The sequence below is a fragment of the Thalassospira lucentensis genome, assembly GCF_011806425.1.
Classification (GTDB): Bacteria; Pseudomonadota; Alphaproteobacteria; order Rhodospirillales; family Thalassospiraceae; genus Thalassospira; species Thalassospira lucentensis_B.
The window spans coordinates 172,885-190,702 of sequence record NZ_JAATOV010000002.1 but is presented as its reverse complement, the minus strand read 5'-3'; the positions used below and the strand labels follow the sequence as shown (position 1 = coordinate 190,702).

Sequence of the window (17,818 nt, the reverse complement as noted above, 5' to 3'; positions counted from 1 at the left end):
AGGGGCGCTCCTATTGCCAATAGAACCACCGAATGGGTCTGCTATCAATAAGGTCTATTAAAACCTATCTCGATCTCATGAAAAGGGCGGCCCCGTTTTCACAGGGCCGCCCGGTTTTGTTTTAGAATTTGATCGCCGTGTTAGATATTGCGCAGGCGATCAAGGAAGTTTTTGACCTGCTCATCAAGGTTGCGGGCTTCTGCCGCGAGTTGGCTTGCACCTTCTTGGACGTTGGAGGCCGCTTCGCCGGTTTCTTGCGACGTATTACGCACAATCCCGATAGAGGAAGACACTTCGTTTGTCCCAGCAGATGCCTGTTGGATATTGCCGGAAATTTCGGCAGTGGCGGCACCTTGTTCTTCGACGGCGGATGCGATGGCCGTGGCAATTTCGTTGATGCTTGAAATTGTGGCGGTCACCCGGCCAATCGCGCCCCCGGTGTTGTGGGTTTCTGATTGGATCGAGCCGATTTGCTGGGCGATTTCATCGGTTGCCTTTGCCGTTTGATTGGCAAGGTTTTTGACTTCTTGTGCCACGACGGCAAAGCCTTTGCCCGCTTCGCCAGCGCGTGCGGCCTCAATTGTTGCGTTCAGGGCCAGAAGGTTGGTCTGAGCAGCAATGTCGCTGATCAGGCTGACGACTTCGCCAATTCGATCGGCGGCCTCTGCAAGGCCGGTGACCATCTCGTTGGCATTGGATGCTTCTTCGACGGCGGTGTTGGCGATGTCAGACGATTTGGATACCTGGGAACTGATTTCCTGAATGGAAGCAGACAGTTCTTCGGTTGCCGATGCCACGGTTTGAACGTTGGCACTGGCTTCGTCGGCGGCCGCGGCGACAACGGTTGCCTGTTCGGAACTTTGATCCGCAGCATTGCGCATCTGATGGGATACGCGTTCCATGTTTTTTGCACTGTCAGACACATTGACAACAATGCCGCCCACCGATTTTTCAAATTCGTCGGCCATTTGGGTGCGGGTGCGGTTGCGTTCTTCGCTGGCGCGTTTTTCGGCTTCGAGTTTTTCACGCTCCGCCTGTTGCATGCCAGCCGATGCTTCCTTAAAGGATTCAAGCGCCTTGGCAATCGCACCAATTTCATCGGAACGGTTCAGATAGGGGATTTCAACATCGAAATTGCCCTGTTGAAGATGGTCAATCACACCGGCAACCCGGGTCATTGGACGGGCAACAAGGGTATTGGTGGAAAACAGGATAACGCAAATCACAACCACCAAAAGCACGACGCCACCAATCAGGGTGACATTGCGAAGATTGTCCGCCGGTGCATAAACGGTGGCCAGCGGCACATTGACCACAACGCCCCACTTATCCGGGTAGCCATTAATTTCGACAGGGACAATCATGTGCATGGTGTCGCTGTCGTCGATGCGGCGCGCTTCGCCCGATTTCAGGGCGTCAAGAATGGCAGCGTCAATTTCGTTTGCATTATCAAGTTTGGTGCCACGGATATCGGGATTTTCATGGGCAACCCAAGTTCCCTGTGCCGAGACCAAATTAACCGTGCCGGTGCCAAACGGTGTCAACTCGGCAAAGCGTTGGGAAAGTGCGTTGAGTTCAAGGTCAACACCCAGAACGCCGATGAATTTGCCCGCTTCGTCTTTTACCGGGTAGACAAACGAGGTCATCACCACGTCGCGCCCTTGAATGTCATAGGTAATGGCATCTGTGACATAGGGCTGATTGGTGGCTTTGGGGGTGGTGTAGTAGGCGTTTGCTTCTGGGTTATCAAGGCCGGTCAAATGGTACGGCGTGATGCCGTTGCCGAAATTATAGTAATAGGTGATGTATTTGCCCGAACCGTCGCCAAAGGGATCGCCTTCGTTCTTGTAATCGGCGTCTTTGCCATCAAGCGCATTTGGTTCAAAACCGGCCCATGCGCCCGCAAGGGATGGATTGTTGATCAGGGTGCGATTGAGAATTTCGTTATAGGCGGCGCGATCTGCCCCGTCGTTACCGCGAATGGCACCAAAGGCCCCGGCCAGGTTTTTTGCCGCCGACATGCCGCTATTGAGCACGCTACCAGCTTGTTCTGCGTGGTGACGCGCCACCGCGCGGGCTTCGCCAGCGGTGAGCTCTTCGGTTGTGTCACTGGTTTTAACTGTTTGAAGAAAAATGCCGACAATCAAGCAGGCTGCAATTGCAATTGCACTGACAAGTGTCAGCTTTGCGCCCAACGACAGGTTAGAAACGCCCATTTAACCATCCTTTTCAGCCTACGCTTATGGGTAGTGGTGACTTAAGATGTATCTTTATTATTGTTTCAACATCTTAGATGAAAGCGCAAGACAATAGTTTACGCACCTTATACTTTCGTACGTTGGCAGTATTGATGGAATTTCAAGCGGTTGGCGAAAGAATATTTATGAAACCTGATCTTCGTTGCGTATCTCTCCAAACACTTCGTGGGCGGGAACGGGTTTGCTAAATAAGAAGCCCTGAAACTCAGGACAGCCCATTTTGCGCAGGAAGTCACATTGTTCAGGCGTTTCGATGCCTTCGGCTGTGACGCGCAAATCCAGTGCGTGCGCCATGGCGAGCATGGCTTCGATAAGGGCGGCGTCGTTGTTGTTATCGGGCAGTCCTTTGACAAAGGCGCGGTCGATTTTAATCCGTTCAATCGGCAGGCTTTTGATCGACCGCAGGCAGGAATAGCCCGTGCCAAAGTCATCAATCGCGAGCGAAACCCCAACATCGCGCAATTCATGAAGCATGCTGATCATGCTTGCTTCGTCTTGCAGCATGCTTTCGGTGATTTCGAGTTCGAGATATTCCGCCGGAAGGTCAGCCGCGGTTAACGCATAACGTACCGCATCGGCGAAGCTTGGCATCTTTAATTGGCGTACCGATACGTTGACGGCGATTTTGATGTTTTTGCCAAGTTCAACTTGCCAGCGTTTTGCCTGTGCGCAGGCTTCGCGCAGCACCCAATCGCCAACTTCAATGATCAGACCACTTTGTTCTGCGACGGGGATGATTTCGTTGGGGCCAATCAGGCCGCTTTGGGGGTGGTTCCAGCGCAGCAGTGCCTCGACCCCCAAAAGGTCGCCGGTCATTGCGTCGACTTTTGGCTGGTAGTGCAAAACCAATTCATTGTTTTCCAACCCGCGGCGTAGCTCAAGCGAGCGCGTCATATATTTGGTCGCCGTTTCGGTCATTTCGGACTGGTAAAATGCATAGGTGCGCCGACCGCGTTTTTTGGCAGCATACATTGCCGTATCGGCCAGTCGGATCAGGTCTTGGCGCGCGGACGTATCGGCAGGATAAAGCGCAATGCCGATGCTTGCGGACATGGTCATTTCATGGCCGACAATGTAAAACGGGCGCTGTAATTCGGTAAGGATCGCCTGCGCCAGTTGGGCGGCATCGGCCTCGTCCATGATGTTTTCACGGATAATCAGGAATTCATCACCGCCAAGGCGCGCGGTTGTATCAAACCGATTGGTTGCGGCATTAATCCGGTTTGCCGCCACCAAAAGAACCTGATCGCCAGCCGTATGACCCAGTGTGTCATTGATGTTCTTAAAATCATCAATATCCAGAAACAGACAGGCCAACATTGAATTGTTCAGATCGCACCGTTCCACCGCACGGTTCAGGCGATCTGTTGCCAGAACCCGGTTGGGCATGCCGGTCAGGCCATCATATTGCGCCAGATAGCGCAATTCTTGTTCGGCCTTGCGAATGGCGGTTCGGTCGGTCACAACCGCGACAAAGTGGGTCAATTCATGGGCATCGTTTTCAACGGCAATAATGCGGATGGAAAGTGACAGTTCATTGCCGGTGGCATCGGTGATTTCCACGTCATGCTGCCAATGGCGGGTACGGCGCAGGGTTTCTGATAATTGGTGATAAAAGTCCGGGATGTCCGGATTTTCATCGATGAAATAGGGCGGTTTATTGAGCGTGTTTTCCGCATCTTTGCCCGTAATCCGGTAATATGCGTTATTGGCACTTGTAACGTTAAGGTCCGTATCAAGGATCAGAATCCCGTCCTGTGTGGTTTCATAGACGGTGGTTGCATCGCGCAGCTTTTCATTGGCTTTGCGCTGTTCGGTGATGTCTTGCATCATGCCGACAAGACGGCGCGTTCCAAGATGTTCGTTGATAAACAGCTTGCCGCGGGCGCGGATCCAGCGGACTTCGTCGTGATCGTTAATTCCCTTGAACACGACATCATAAAAATCACCATGTTCGATGGCGTGATTGAACGCCTTCTCAACGGCGCTGCGGTCTTCTGGGACCACGCGGTCAAGAAACGTTTTCAAGCTTTCGGTGACGGTTTCGGCATCCGTTCGTACGCCAAAATGCCCGATGCCCGCACTTTGCATTTCCTGGGTATGAACATCAATTTCCCAGCAGCTCATTTGGGCGGCGGTCATTGCAAGCGACAGGCGCTGCTGGGTTTCGCGCAAGGCTACTTCGGCTTTGCGCCGTTCCAATGCCATTTGAATGGTGGCGTGCAATTCACGTTCAGAAAACGGCTTAAGCAAAAAGCCGTAAGGGCGGGTTTGCTTGGCACGGGCCAAGGTTGAATCTTCGGAATAGGCGGACAAATAGATCACCGGGATCATCAGATCCTGTGGGATCCCAGCCGCCGTTTCAATGCCATCGATATCACCATCAATACGGATGTCCATCAAAATGATGTCTGGCGGATCAAGCGATATCGCCTTAAGCGCATCGGCCCCTGCACTATGTGCTGACGTGCGTTCATAGCCGAGCTTTTCAAGTTGCTTGCGCAAATGCAGCGCAATCACTCTTTCATCTTCGACAATCATGACATGAACTGACTTGGGCACTGCGCATTAGTCCTTTATGGTGAAGGTAATGGTAAAGCAGGTTTTAGGTGTGGTCTCGATGCTCAGTTTTCCACCAATTTGTTCGGTGAGAAGCTCAATCAATTGAAGACCAAGACCAGAACTATTTGAGATGGAAAAGTCAGTGGGGAGCCCAATGCCGGTGTCTGAGACACTGAGCTCCACCGTTTGGGCATCGGTCATTTTCGTGGAAATCAGGATTTCACCCGACTGATCTGCGTTAAAGCCGTGTTTTAACGCATTGGTCAAAAGTTCATTGGTGACCAGACCACATGGCACGGCCTGATCAATTGCCAGCTCGACATGGGCCAGTTCACTTTTGATCCGAACCTGATCGGGATCGATGTTATAGGCCGCAAGCAACGAAGAAATCAGGGATTCACAGAAATTGGCAAAATCGACTTTGGCGATGTTTTCGCTTTGATACAGCGACTGGTGGATTTGCGCCATTGATCGCACCCGGTTGCAGCTTTCGATCAAGGCTTCGCGGGCTTGATGGTCTTCGATGGTCGCAGTTTGCATGTCCAAAAGGCTGTGGATGATTTGCAGGTTGTTTTTGACCCGGTGGTGGACCTCGGAAAGCAATGTTTCCTTTTCCTTGAGTGACCGGGCGATTTGTTCTTCGCGGTGTTTGCGTTCGGAAATGTCGGATATGGCAGCCAAAATCACCTGCCGGTCGCCACTGGTGATCGGGTTTAAGCCGATTTCGACGGGAAATTCGCTGTTGTCTTTGCGCAGTGCATACAGATCACGCCCCGGCCCCATCGGGCGCGCATTTGGATTTTTGGCATAGGCACTGCGTAGGTGCGGATGGCCATCGCGCATGCGGGCAGGGACGAGCATTTCGATGGGCTGTCCAAGAAGCTCGGCCCGGTCATATCCAAAGATGATTTCGGTTTGGGCGTTAACCATTTCTATTTGCCCGTCGGCACTAATCAAGATCATCGCGGTTGGCGCATATTCGACCACGCGTTCAAATCTTTGGTCAGCAGTATCTGCTGACGGTGTTGGGGCCATAATCTGTGATACGGCATCGCGTTGCGACATTCTTAAACCTCAGAACACTCTGGGCATGCATACAGTTCTGATTGTTTTGCCAAGAACTGGGATGACATGCTTGGTCGCTATATATGGCGGACCTTGCAAAGTTGGGTGCGCAGGCTCCGCCAATGAGATGGTGTCGCAATTCTCTAAGTTTTCTCATATTTGCGTTTTTAGAAAGATTACAACTACACTTTTGGAGGGGAGGTAAATTGTTTTATTGGCCTGATTATCTTGAAAAAGGCCGCATTGAAGCCCTTGCGCGATTTGACGTCTTTGCTGGGTTATTGGGGTGTTTGGGGCCGTGATAATTGGCTGCTATGTGCAACAGATACTTGATCTTGGCGGTGGGTGAGGTATAGCTTCGCGCACGCGCAAGATTGTTGTGATCCTGTGCGACCATATTTTCCGTAAATTCAACCACCCAACTGATAAACAAGGTTTCAAAAATGACAGCCGATCTTCGCGATGCCGCACTTAACAGCAACGTCTGGGCTTTTCAGGAAGCCAGCAAGCTGGTCAAGCGGTATAAACAGAAGGCGCCTGAAAAGGGCTATGTCCTTTTTGAAACCGGTTATGGTCCGTCGGGTTTGCCCCATATCGGGACCTTTGGCGAAGTTGCCCGCACGACCTATGTGCGCCGCGCCTTTGAAACCATGTGCGATATCCCGACCAAGCTTTTCTGCTTTTCCGATGATATGGATGGCCTGCGTAAAGTGCCCGACAACATCCCCAACAAGGAGATGGTTGCAGAGCACCTTGGCAAGGCGCTGACATCGGTGCCAGATCCGTTTGGCGAACATGAAAGCTTTGCCCACCATAACAATGCGCGCCTGCGTGAGTTTTTGGATGGCTTTGGTTTTGAATATGAATTCAAATCATCAACCGATTGTTATCGTTCGGGCATGTTTGATGAGGCACTTCTGCGTCTGTTGGAACGCTATGACGCGGTTCAGAAAATCATGCTGCCGACCCTTGGTGAAGAACGCCGGGCGACCTATAGCCCGTTCATGCCGGTTGAGCCGGGCACCAATAAAGTCCTGATGGCGAAAGTTACCGAACTGAAACCCGAAAGCGGATCAATCGTTTACGAGCATCCGGAAACCGGTGATTTGGTTGAAACGCTGGTGACGGGCGGCAATTGCAAACTGCAGTGGAAGCCAGACTGGGCGATGCGTTGGTATGCGCTGGGTGTTGATTACGAAATGGCCGGCAAAGACCTTATTCCGTCGGTGGAGCTTGGCAACAAGATCGTTAAGGCGCTCGGTGGTACGCCGCCAGAAGGCTTTAACTACGAACTGTTTTTGGACGAGAACGCACAGAAAATTTCCAAATCCAAGGGCAATGGCCTTTCGATGGAAGACTGGCTGAAATATGCGCCAGAAGACAGCCTGTCGCTGTTTATGTTCCAGAAGCCAAAAACTGCCAAACGTCTTTATTTCGATGTCATCCCGAAAACCGTCGATGAATATCTGACCTTTGCCGAGAAACTGAAAACCGAAACCGATCCGACCAAGATTTTGCAAAACCCGGCGTGGCATATCCATGCGGGCACCGCACCGGACCGCAAAATTCCGCTGTCCTTTGGCATTTTGCTGAACCTTGTTTCGGTCTGTAATACCGAAGACCGCGATCTTCTGTGGGCGTTTATTTCGCGCTATGCCAAGGGCGCAACGCCGGAAACCTCACCGTATCTTGATAAACTGGTTGGCTATGCGATCAATTATTATCGCGACTTTGTGAAGCCGACCAAAAAATACCGTGCCGCGACCGAGGCAGAGCAGGCCGCATTGAAAGACCTGCGCGATGCGCTGTCAAAGGTTGCACCGGGCACCGAGCCGTCTGACATCCAGACCGAAGTGTTCACGGTTGGGAAGAACCACAATTACGAAAACCTGCGTGAATGGTTCAAAACCCTTTATGAAATCCTGCTGGGGCAGGAACAGGGGCCGCGCATGGGCTCGTTCATTGCGCTTTACGGCATTGACGAAAGTGTCGCCCTGATTGACCGCGCATTGGCGGGTGAAGACCTTAGCGCGTAAGTCTGACATACAGAATTTCCAAAACAAAACAGCCCTGCATCGATCCATGATGCAGGGCTGTTTTGTTGTTTGATGGGGGGCTGTGTGTTAGTCGGCCTGCAAAGCCAGACGGCGCTTGTCCATTTCGATGCGCCAAATGGTGATGATGTTTGTGGTCATCACCAGACTTTCGGCCAAAATCCCACCGAGCGAGCCGATGGCGACGTTGCTTAGCACCCAGAAGAAAGCGGCAACAAACAGCCACCAGCGCATGATGCTGCCGCGAAAGGCGAACATGCCGACGGTACCAAGAATGCCCGCAATTAAGGCCGGTGCATCTTTCCAATCCTGCCAGCCGACAATGGCAACCCCAATCGTTGCTGCCAAAAGGGCCGCCATGATGAAAAGGTTACGGTGATAGCGCCGTGCAAGAACGATCCGGGTTATGACAATGCAGGTAACCCCCGCCGATACCCAGCTTCCCAGCAGAGCAAACTGCACGGCAAAAGCCACGTTGGCGGCAATCAGAATGAGCAGAAGTTTGTTGTCATCTTTATTGGCAAAACCGGCAATGCAGAGCGCAAGGGCCAGAAAGGCGACGGCTTGGCCGATCAGCCAGCGCGGAGTTGCGTCGATGAGAAGCGTATCAAGCATGGGGCTGCCGTTGTTTGGTGTGGGTTTGTGTGGGCGGCTTGGAGGCTCGGCGCGCGTGTGGCGTGCGTTGGGTGGCGGGGCAACGACCTCAGCGGCGTAGGGGCTGCCGCTTTTCTGCGTCGGATTCAAATGGCCCGCCGGTCGGGGCGGGCCATAAAGGTTTCGTAAATGTGTTTTGTCGGTTAGCCGGGTTTACGCATGTCGTAATCGTCAGGATGGCGGAAGATAACGGCGCCAGCTTTGATCTTCAAACGGGGACAACACGATGTGGCGGGCTTTTTGCCAGCCAAAGCCAAACGCCATCACCAGACCACCGACGATAAAGCATACCAGTGCCACCGTGATGGAGGGATCAATGGACGCTTGATTAAAGCCGGAATTTGCCAAATAGCCGACATAGATCAGGCCGCTTATGATCGGAGAGCGTCGATCGAGGATCAGCGAAAACAGCATGGCAATGATGATGACCGGGATCATTACAAGCGCGGCAGCATCAAACAAGGCCGCGACCGAATGAATGGTCATGGGCGCGCCGATCACGTAAAGCCAAAAGGCACATTCCGCCCAGCCATTGACGCGCTTGGGATCCTTTGTATCGACAACAACACCCAACGCCAGCAGCAAAAGCCCGGTCAGGGTGATCATGTAATCGATATACTGGTTCAGGCTTTGGCCAAAGGCGGTTAAAAGCAGCGACCACAAAACCCCAACAATGCCAAAGGCAATCAGGGCAAAGGATGCCGGCAGGCGGTACCGCAGGAAAAACGCGACCTGAAAGGTAAAGCCGACAACCGCGACCAACAGGGCGGTATTGACCGATGTGCTGCCAAGGGCCCAGACGCTATCGAGGTTAAAGAATTCCGACGATGTGCCGATTGCCTGCATGTAAATCATCACGGCATAGATCATTAAAGTCGCGCAAAGCGAGACCATAATCACAATCGATGGCAGGGTGGCTTTGAGCTTGCCTGCGACATATTCGGCCAGCAAAACAAACCCGATCATGGCCGCCAATGGTGCGATCCAGAAAGAGGCGCTGTTGGAAAACAGGCCCCACAATATAAACCAGCCGATGCTTAGAACGCTGATGCCCAAGGCCAGAAAGATGTCGTTCATGCCGCGAAACAGTGTGAATTTTTCTGTTTCAATTGCTTCTGGCGCATGGTTGGTCAGGTACTGCGCAAGGGCGATATAGGCCTCGCGGTCGAGCACCCCGGCAGATACGGCTTCCTCGATATCGGCAAGCGAGTATTGGTTGTTTTTCACAAATCGGCTCCGGCCAGGCTTTTATGAATTGGGGGCACCAAGGGCCATGCATTATCGTCCTTGGTGTTGGGGGACTGTTGATACACGGTCAGCCCCTTGGACGCAATTTTCCAAAATTTCGGCCAATCTATTGGGGCCTTAAACCGCGGTGCTTAGCTCATCATTGGTGATCAAAAATCGGGCGCATATCATTCAATAAATGCTGTTGTGCCTGTGTAAACTGGATAAATAGCAAGATCACGAAACAGGATATTTTCAATGGGGATGTGGCAGAAATCAATGATCGCCGTGGCATGCAGCAAACCGTTGCGCGCAATCGGCGAGGCAATTGGACATAAAACCGGGCTGGCGGATCAGTTCGTCAGTGCCGGGGATGTTGCGGGCCATGTTGCACGTGCCGAGGCGCTTGCGCGTGATGGCATACGTGTTTCAAGCTTCTATCTTGGCGAATATGTCACGGATTTAAGCCAGGTGCGCGAAACGGTGGCGCAATTGGACGCGCTGGTGCCCGTTCTTGATCAAACCGGGCTGGATATTCACATTTCCATCGATCCGTCGCAATTGGGCTATATGCAGGATCAGGCGATTTTGGATCGGAATGTTGATCATCTTGCCGCCAAGCTAAACGAAATTGGTCTGGAAACGCCCCATCGCACCATTCGTCTGATGATCGATATGGAAGATATCGACATGGTTGATGATACCTTGCGCCTGCATCATCGCTTGGCCGATGGCGGATACCAAGTGGCGCAAACGTTGCAAGCGCGCCTGCATCGGACCAAGGCCGATCTGCGCGATATGATTGCGCGCGGTGCGATGGTGCGGTTGGTAAAAGGGGCGATGGCCCCGCCCGATGATGTTGCCTTTACCAAGCGCGATGATATTGACGAAAACTACTTTCGGTTATCCACCATGATGTTATCGGCCGAGGCCAAACGAAATGGGTTTTTCCCGGTGTTTGGGACGCATGATCGCAAATTGGCATGGACGATCATTGAGCATGCAAAGGCACAAGGCTGGTCACCTGAGCAGTTTGAGTTTGAAATGCTTTATGGTGTGAACCAACCGTTGCAACGCGAATTGGTGGCGGCGGGGCATCGTTTGCGGCTTTATGCGCCGTTTGGCAAAGATTGGTGGGCCTATGCATGGCGCCGGGTTGGCGAAAACCCGCGGAACCTTGGGCTTTTGATGCGATCAAGTATGTCCAAGGGGCGCTAACGCGGCCCTTATGACGCCGCGAGTTTATGTGCTCGCGGCATTTCCTGTTGATTGGCGGGGCGCGACGCCGTACCTTTGCTATAAGTTAGTTAACTTACTTATGGTGATAGGTGCGCGTGATGGCCGGTAAATTATCCTCCGAAGAAAAGCGTGCGAAGCTTGCACGGGCGGCGATGAATGTGATTTGGCGCGATGGCTATCATGCGGCCACCATTCAAACCGTTGCCAAGGAAGCCGGATTACCCGCCGGGGGCGTGTTTTACCGGTTTCCCAAAAAGCATGACTTGGCCTTGGCGGCGATGGAAACCATGCAAGATGAGTTCATTCCGCTTTTGGCGACGATTGCGCCCAACGGCACGCCCAAACAGCGTGTGTCGGTATTTTTTGATTATCTGGATGCGATGACACCGCGCCGGGTGATGCATGGCTGTCCGGTTGGGAAATTGATGCTTGATCTGCCCGGCGATACCGATTTTGCCCCGACACGTGAAACCGGGCAGGCGATTTTTAACGCCCTGATCAATTGGCTGGCCGATCAAATGCGCCAAGCTGGCGTGTCGGGGGATATTGCCCATAAAACCGCCCAGCGTATGATCGTGCGTTGGCAAGGCGCGATTGTTTTGGCGCATGCAATGAATGATCGCAAAATCCTTGATGATGACATCAACGATTTGCGCCAGTTGGCCGGGGACTTGATGGATCGCTGAGGATAGTATGTCTGGTTTGGATGGCGGTTTTGCCAACCTGTGAACCGATCGGCAGGACCGGGAAGATCAGCGCGATTTGATATATTGCCATGATGGAGCCAATTTTAGGCGCTATGGTTGCAGATAAAGATTTGGGCACATCGGCGAAAACAGCGATTGTTTTGGCAAAGGGAGCAACAGCAACACCATGAAGATTTTTAAAACTGCGATTGCGGGCGTTTTGGTGGCGATGCTGGCAGCCTGCGCAACCGGGCCACGCGTTTATACCGATGCTGACCCGGCCACGGATTTTGGCCGTTATCAAAGCTTTGCCTTTATGGAAGGGGCCGGTAAGGCGGAGGACGGGGATTATAAAACCCTGTCGGGCCAGCGGATTGAGGATGCGGTTACCAGCGCCTTGCAAGCCCGCGGGTATCAGCTTGATATCCATAATCCCGATTTTCTGGTGAACTTCAATCTGGCGACAGAAGAAAAAATTCAACGATCCGCACCGGTTTACGTTGGCGGACGGCACGGATATCGCAATGGCATGTATGTCGGCTGGCCGGGCTATGTTCAGCCGGGATATGCCGATAGCTATACCCAAGGGACCCTTAATATCGATTTCGTGGACCGCGAGACCAATCAAATGATCTGGGAAGGATCGGCGGTTGGTCGTGTCACGACATCCATGCGTGACGCGCCAAATGCCGCGATCCGCAGTGCGGTGGCATCGATCTTTAACAAGTACCCCTATGTCGCAGGGCGCAGCGCGCCGATGGCCCCAGCGCAGTAGGAACCGCCAAATTATTCTGAGACGCAAAAGAAAACGGGCCGGAAATTCCGGCCCGTTTTGTGTTGTCTGAAAGTGTTTTTTAGTCTTCGCTGGCGTCTGTGAAGGCCATGTAAAGCTCTTGCGCGCGGCGCGTGATTGGGCCAGCTGCAAGGGTGCGGTCATCCAGTTTGACGCACGGGGCGACCTTGTAATAGTTGCCGGTACCAAAGATTTCGTCAGCGTTTTCAACGTCGCTGTATTTGCAGGTTTTTTCAACAACCTCGAACCCGTCGTCGCGCAAAAGCGTGATGACGCGCTGGCGGGTCAGGCCGTTCAGGAACGTACCGTTGATGGCCGGGGTGTAAACAACGTTATCTTTGGCAAAGAACAGGTTGGCATAAGAAAATTCAGCAACATTGCCAATCGGGTCGAGCATCACGCCGGTGTCAAAGCCATCGTCATTGGCCTCGGTCACGGCACGGCCGACATTGGGGTAAAGGCAGGCGGCCTTTGCCTCGGTCGGGGCACTTTCGGGGGATGGACGGCGGAAGCTTGATTTGCGTGCGGTAAAGCCGGTTTTGACCGCTTCGGGCATTTCCGTGACCGAGATGCACAACACAAACTGCGCGCTTTCCGGGGTCGGGGCGAGGAAACCTTCGCCGCCAAACACAATAGGCTTGATGTAAAGTGCCAGGGACGGGTCGAACTTTTTGACACCTTCTTTGACCAAAGCAACGATTTCATCCGCGGTGATGGCGGGTTTAAGGCCCATTAATTCGGCCGAGCGGATGACGCGCGCGCAATGCGGGTAAAGATCGGGCATCTTGCCGTTCATGCGGCGCGCACCATCAAACACGGTCGACGCCATCCAGACACCATGGGTTTGCGGACCAAGGATGTTTGGGTTGCCTTCTAACCATTCGCCTTTGAACCAGGTCCAGGTTGTGACAGCGGTGGCGGTGTGTTCAGCGGTGGCATGAGCCATTGGGATGCTCCTGATTGACTTTGAAAGGGCCAAGGACGCAGCGATTTGTCGCCAAGGTCTTGGCATTATTTGTGGGGCGATGTGTTCTTCGGCAACGACAATAAGGTTTTTGCCCGATGCGGGTCAAAGAAAAGATCACAGTTTATCTTCAATCTATATGTGACAAATAATGTCATCAAATCTTTCAATACGTGTAGATAAATGATTTTGTATAGCTGTCTGCTTGATCAAAAATATGACCGGGCCAGATCAGCCCGGAAAACTGATAACAGCCATAGGACGCATGAGTATGCCTGATCTTGAAGCACGATTTTCACACGCACGCGACGTCATTCGCGAGGCGGGCAAACGCGCCGTGGACTATTATGACGGCACGGCAGGTGATCTTAAGATCGAAATGAAGACCAATGCGCTTGATATGGTCAGTATCGCCGATAAAAACGTTGAAGCGATCATTCGTGACCGCATCGCCGATTCCTTTCCCGAGGATGGATTCCTGGGCGAGGAAATGGGGATTGAAAAAGGTGACAATGACTGTCTTTGGGTGATTGATCCGATTGACGGCACGGCATGCTTTGTCAATCACATGCCGACCTGGTGCATTTCGGTTGCGCTGATGGTGGGCAATGAGGTGGTGTTGGGCCTTATTTATCATCCGTGCGGGGATGAGCTGTTTACCGCGATGAAGGGCGATGGGGCCTATGTGAATGGTGAACCCATCGAAGCATCGCGCTGCGCAAAAGTCAGCGACGGTGTTTTGGGGATTGGTATTTCGCATCGGGTCGGCAGTGACGCAATTGTGCCGCTGATTGGTGATTTGCTGGACCGTGAAGGCATGTTTATCCGCAATGGTTCATGTGCGTTGATGATGTCCTATGCCGCCGCCGGGCGTTTGATTGGCTATTACGAGCCCGATATCAACGCATGGGATTGCATGGCGGGCATCATTCTGATGCGTGAGGCAGGTGGTTGGACCAATGCGTTTTTGGAAATTCCCGATGTGCTTGAAAAAGGCGGGCCGATTTTGGCCGCCGGGCCGCATGTGGCAGATGAGCTATCGCACATGACCGGGATTATGCGTTAAACGCCACAGACCAATCGATTTGGCCGACGAAATAGGGGCGGGCGATGTTATTCGCCTGCCTTTTTCTGTTTGGCACGGCGTTGATCCAGCATCCTGTGTTCAAGGCGCGATAGTTCGCTGTTGATGGCTTTGATGTCGAGCGGTTTGGTGCAATGGGCATCAAAGCCGGCCTCGCGGAAGGCCGACAGATTGTCGTTTGAAATATCGGCCGTAAGCGCCAGAACCGGAATATCCGCCTTGATCGGATCATCAAGTTGACGCACGGCGTGGGTGGCGGCAAGACCATCAAGAACAGGCATATGCACATCCATCAAAACCCCGTCGAAATCCTCGGTCGATAGGATATCAAGGGCGGCCTGACCATCGGCAGCGGTGGTGATGGTGTGGCCCTGCATTTCAAGAAGCTTCTGGGCCAAGATGCGGTTGATTTCGATATCTTCGACCAGCAAAAGGTTCCAGGTTTGCGTGCGCGGGCCTTCGTCAACGGGGGCGTCTTCCGCGGTTTGCGAGGTATCGAGCGCATTTTCACTGGCACGGGGCAAGGTAATATCAAACGAGAAGGTGCTGCCGTCGCCTTCCTTGCTTTCGACCTTGATCGTCCCGCCCATGGCATGAATGATTTTCTGACAGATCGCAAGACCAAGCCCGGTCCCGCCATAGCGCCGGGTGGTCGAGGTGTCGGCCTGTGCAAAGGCCTCGAAAATAGATTTCAGTTTGTTGTTGGGGATGCCAATCCCGTCATCGCGCACGGCAACATGGATCGACAAATCGTCATCGGTCACAGCAACCGGCGTGACATCAAGCGTGACATTGCCCGATTTGGTGAATTTCACCGCATTGGAGACAAAGTTCGTCATGACCTGTTTCAAGCGGACCGGATCACCCACCACCCAGCGTGGCATGTTTGGCGCGATGTTAAGGTGAAGGCTGTTTTGCTGTGCGCGGGCCGGCACAAGCATCATCGAGGAGACTTCTTCGCAGACTTGGTGCAGGTCAAACGGCACTTCTTCGAGAATGAGTTTGCCAGCTTCGATCTTTGACAGGTCAAGAATATCGCCAATCAGCGACAAGACGTGCTTACCGGCACTTCGGATGGTGGCAAGGTAGCCGCGCAATGTGTCCTGCGAGGGATCTGCATCGAGCGTATCTGTTGCCAACTGGGTATAGCCAAGGATTGAGGTCATCGGCGATCTGAATTCGTGGCTCATATGGGCGATGAATTCTGATTTGGCCCGGTCGGCTTGTTGCGCTTGGTTCATGGCATTTTCGGCATCGGCGCGCGCGTGTTCAAGTTCGCTTGTGCGGATTTCAATCAGCTCGACAATTTGCCGTTCTGTCCGGGTCAGCGACCGCAAATACATCGTCAGCAAAATCGATATCGTGGTGCCGAAAATAAAGATCGCCCAAGGTTGCCAGTACAGAATGCCGGTAAAGGTCGTCTTTGATTCGTGAAGATTAATCGTCCAGTTGCGATAGCCAAAGCTGAATGTTGAAATATTGGGGTTAAAGGGAATAGCGCGTTCGTTGGCGAGCTTTTCAAGTGCATCATCAGCGCCGAAGTTTGAATAAATCAGACGCGGTCCCCCATCGGCATCAAAGTCCGCCAGATGAAGTTCATAGTTTGACGGCAGGCGAGCAACACGCGCCGCACGGGCGATCATGTCGGTCAGGCGCAAGATGCCAATTGCGATGCCAAGCGGTGGCCCATCCGGATCGCGCCGGTTTTTCACGCCCAACAATGCCAGCGATGTCACAACCGTCGACTTTGATGGGGTCAGATTAAGCGGTTCGGTCAATGTCACGTTGCCGGTGCGAAGGGCCCTTTCAAGCGCCTTTTTGCGGGCAGGATCACTGGCAAGGTCAAAGCCGGTACTGCGTTCATTCCCGGATCGCGGGAAGACATAGAAAATCGGGTAATAGGCATCGCTTTGCGGGGCGCGAACGAGTTTCCCGTTTTCAAGGCTGCGGATTTCGAAATCTTCGACGCCGCGCAGATGCGCATTTTCCTCGACCAACTCACGCGAACGGTGATCAACATAGGGTGCCCATTCAAGGGCCGCGACACCCGGCCGACGATTGACCCAAGGAGCGATCATGGCATCAAAAGTGTTGAACGACACATTGCCATGCACATCAAACAGGGTCCGCACCGCGACGAGGGAGTCTGTGCCACGGCCCAGTTCTTCGCGAAGGGATGCTTCGAACGCGCGGCGATATTGTTCGGTTTGTGCGCGGTCGGCCTCATCTAGTTGGTCATAGGTGTACCAACCGGCAACGGCCGAAAGCAAAACGCCGAAAATAGCAACAAACAGCGCCAGATTGCCGCGCAGGCGGTGAATGTCTTGGGATACTTTGCCATCATGCGCGCGCTGCGTGATGTAGGACATCTTTTCAAGGCTTGCGGCCAAGACGATGGTGATCAGCGTGACGGAGATGATGTAGCTGTAAATCTGGCGCGTGCCGGCACCGAAATTCTGCGAAACGAAACCGCCGGTGCCATGCGACGTAAAGACGATGATGTCAAACATGATCAAGGCATTGATCAAGGTCGCGCCCAGCAAACCAAAGCGAACGGCCGCCCAGATCAGGAACGGCAATGACACAAAGATAAAGATGAATTCAGACCGCGAAAGCGGCGGTGTCATCAAGACGACGGAGCTTAGTATAATCGCGGCAAGGGAAATGAAGGCCAGTTCAAAATAGTAGCTTGGTTTGTGGTCCTTCCACGCATGATCAAACAGCCGCAAAATGAGCGGCGTTCCAATCAATGTGCCCGCCATGCTTGAAAGCATCCAACCTTCCCAAAGGGCGGGCAGGCGATCAATATCCGCAAAACCCGTAGCCAAACTAATCAAGCAGCCCAAAGATGCCGATAGCAGTGGTGCGCCGGTTGCCGCGACAACAAGGAAGCCGGTCAGGCATCGCATCGATGAAAACGGATTGGCCGAACAATACCGATTGATAATGAAAGCAGGCAGGGCGGTGGAAAATGTCGTGCTTATGGCAAACAAGACCCCGGTAAAGATCGGGAGCGTGCCTGTCATAGTAAGGGTCAACGCGCCGCAAAATACCGCCGGGAAATAGCGCCAGCCCCACATGATCAGGCCGGCCATTGCAATGCCGGTCGGCAACCAGATCAACCATTGCGCCGTTTCATGATACGGCAGCAGAATCCCCGCCTTTCCGGTCAGGAAATACGCGGCCGCAATCGCCAAAAAGCGTAAGATCTGGTGGCGCTGCAAATGCAAGT

At 53.1% G+C, this 17,818-nt stretch carries 12 protein-coding genes; 5 read left to right on the top strand and 7 right to left on the bottom strand.

Annotated features, from left to right (window positions below; translation table 11 throughout):
- Positions 1–140: 140 nt before the first annotated feature.
- From HCZ99_RS06495 to HCZ99_RS06485, 3 genes are all read right to left on the bottom strand, one after another.
- Entirely contained in the window at positions 141–2,216 is a 2,076-nt protein-coding gene (locus HCZ99_RS06495; RefSeq protein WP_167446149.1) for a methyl-accepting chemotaxis protein, read from the bottom strand.
- A 165-nt stretch (positions 2,217–2,381) separates the two neighbouring features.
- Positions 2,382–4,820, bottom strand: coding sequence for a two-component system response regulator (locus tag HCZ99_RS06490; RefSeq protein WP_167446148.1), 2,439 nt, complete (start codon positions 4,818–4,820; stop codon positions 2,382–2,384).
- A 6-nt stretch (positions 4,821–4,826) separates the two neighbouring features.
- Positions 4,827–5,885: a sensor histidine kinase gene (locus tag HCZ99_RS06485; protein WP_167446147.1), complete on the bottom strand. Its 1,059-nt coding sequence runs from the start codon at positions 5,883–5,885 to the stop codon at positions 4,827–4,829.
- Positions 5,886–6,328: 443 nt separating this feature from the next.
- Between HCZ99_RS06485 and HCZ99_RS06480 the strand changes: the two genes are divergently transcribed.
- Positions 6,329–7,921 carry a lysine--tRNA ligase gene (locus tag HCZ99_RS06480; RefSeq protein ID WP_167446146.1) on the top strand — a complete coding sequence of 531 codons (1,593 nt, stop codon included), beginning with the start codon at positions 6,329–6,331 and terminating at the stop codon, positions 7,919–7,921.
- Positions 7,922–8,008: 87 nt separating this feature from the next.
- On the opposite strand, the gene HCZ99_RS06475 is transcribed toward HCZ99_RS06480, so the two are convergent.
- Positions 8,009–8,554 carry a YgjV family protein gene (locus HCZ99_RS06475; protein ID WP_167446145.1) on the bottom strand — a complete coding sequence of 182 codons (546 nt, stop codon included), beginning with the start codon at positions 8,552–8,554 and terminating at the stop codon, positions 8,009–8,011.
- A 210-nt stretch (positions 8,555–8,764) separates the two neighbouring features.
- A complete protein-coding gene (locus HCZ99_RS06470) occupies positions 8,765–9,820 on the bottom strand; it encodes a hypothetical protein (protein ID WP_167446144.1) in 1,056 nt (351 codons plus the stop codon).
- Positions 9,821–10,078: 258 nt separating this feature from the next.
- Between HCZ99_RS06470 and HCZ99_RS06465 the strand changes: the two genes are divergently transcribed.
- The 3 genes from HCZ99_RS06465 (at position 10,079) to HCZ99_RS06455 (ending at position 12,520) form a co-directional block, all read left to right on the top strand.
- Positions 10,079–11,038, top strand: coding sequence for a proline dehydrogenase family protein (locus HCZ99_RS06465; RefSeq protein WP_167446143.1), 960 nt, complete (start codon positions 10,079–10,081; stop codon positions 11,036–11,038).
- Between the two features lie 119 nt (positions 11,039–11,157).
- Positions 11,158–11,745, top strand: a complete 588-nt coding sequence (locus HCZ99_RS06460; RefSeq protein WP_167446142.1) for a TetR/AcrR family transcriptional regulator — start codon at positions 11,158–11,160, stop codon at positions 11,743–11,745.
- A gap of 187 nt (positions 11,746–11,932) precedes the next feature.
- A complete protein-coding gene (locus tag HCZ99_RS06455; protein ID WP_167446141.1) occupies positions 11,933–12,520 on the top strand; it encodes a DUF4136 domain-containing protein in 588 nt (195 codons plus the stop codon).
- Positions 12,521–12,599: 79 nt separating this feature from the next.
- Here the strand turns inward: HCZ99_RS06455 and HCZ99_RS06450 are convergent, their stop codons facing one another.
- Positions 12,600–13,484 carry a branched-chain amino acid aminotransferase gene (locus tag HCZ99_RS06450; RefSeq protein ID WP_167446140.1) on the bottom strand — a complete coding sequence of 295 codons (885 nt, stop codon included), beginning with the start codon at positions 13,482–13,484 and terminating at the stop codon, positions 12,600–12,602.
- Between the two features lie 289 nt (positions 13,485–13,773).
- Between HCZ99_RS06450 and HCZ99_RS06445 the strand changes: the two genes are divergently transcribed.
- The gene (locus tag HCZ99_RS06445; protein ID WP_254869491.1) at positions 13,774–14,568 is read left to right on the top strand and encodes an inositol monophosphatase family protein; all 795 of its coding nucleotides are present in this window, start codon (positions 13,774–13,776) and stop codon (positions 14,566–14,568) included.
- Positions 14,569–14,615: 47 nt separating this feature from the next.
- Here HCZ99_RS06445 and HCZ99_RS06440 read toward each other — a convergent pair whose 3' ends face one another.
- Complete coding sequence (locus HCZ99_RS06440) at positions 14,616–17,810, bottom strand: ATP-binding protein (protein WP_254869490.1); 3,195 nt, start codon at positions 17,808–17,810, stop codon at positions 14,616–14,618.
- Positions 17,811–17,818: the final 8 nt, after the last annotated feature.

Excerpts from the sequence above, each read along its gene's own strand:
- HCZ99_RS06495 (WP_167446149.1), bottom strand. The coding sequence starts at position 2,216 with ATGGGCGTTTCTAACCTGTCGTTGGGCGCAAAGCTGACACTTGTCAGT.
- HCZ99_RS06485 (WP_167446147.1), bottom strand. The coding sequence starts at position 5,885 with ATGTCGCAACGCGATGCCGTATCACAGATTATGGCCCCAACACCGTCA.
- HCZ99_RS06480 (WP_167446146.1), top strand. The coding sequence starts at position 6,329 with ATGACAGCCGATCTTCGCGATGCCGCACTTAACAGCAACGTCTGGGCT.
- HCZ99_RS06475 (WP_167446145.1), bottom strand. The coding sequence starts at position 8,554 with ATGCTTGATACGCTTCTCATCGACGCAACTCCGCGCTGGCTGATCGGC.
- HCZ99_RS06465 (WP_167446143.1), top strand. The coding sequence starts at position 10,079 with ATGGGGATGTGGCAGAAATCAATGATCGCCGTGGCATGCAGCAAACCG.
- HCZ99_RS06460 (WP_167446142.1), top strand. The coding sequence starts at position 11,158 with ATGGCCGGTAAATTATCCTCCGAAGAAAAGCGTGCGAAGCTTGCACGG.
- HCZ99_RS06455 (WP_167446141.1), top strand. The coding sequence starts at position 11,933 with ATGAAGATTTTTAAAACTGCGATTGCGGGCGTTTTGGTGGCGATGCTG.
- HCZ99_RS06450 (WP_167446140.1), bottom strand. The coding sequence starts at position 13,484 with ATGGCTCATGCCACCGCTGAACACACCGCCACCGCTGTCACAACCTGG.
- HCZ99_RS06445 (WP_254869491.1), top strand. The coding sequence starts at position 13,774 with ATGCCTGATCTTGAAGCACGATTTTCACACGCACGCGACGTCATTCGC.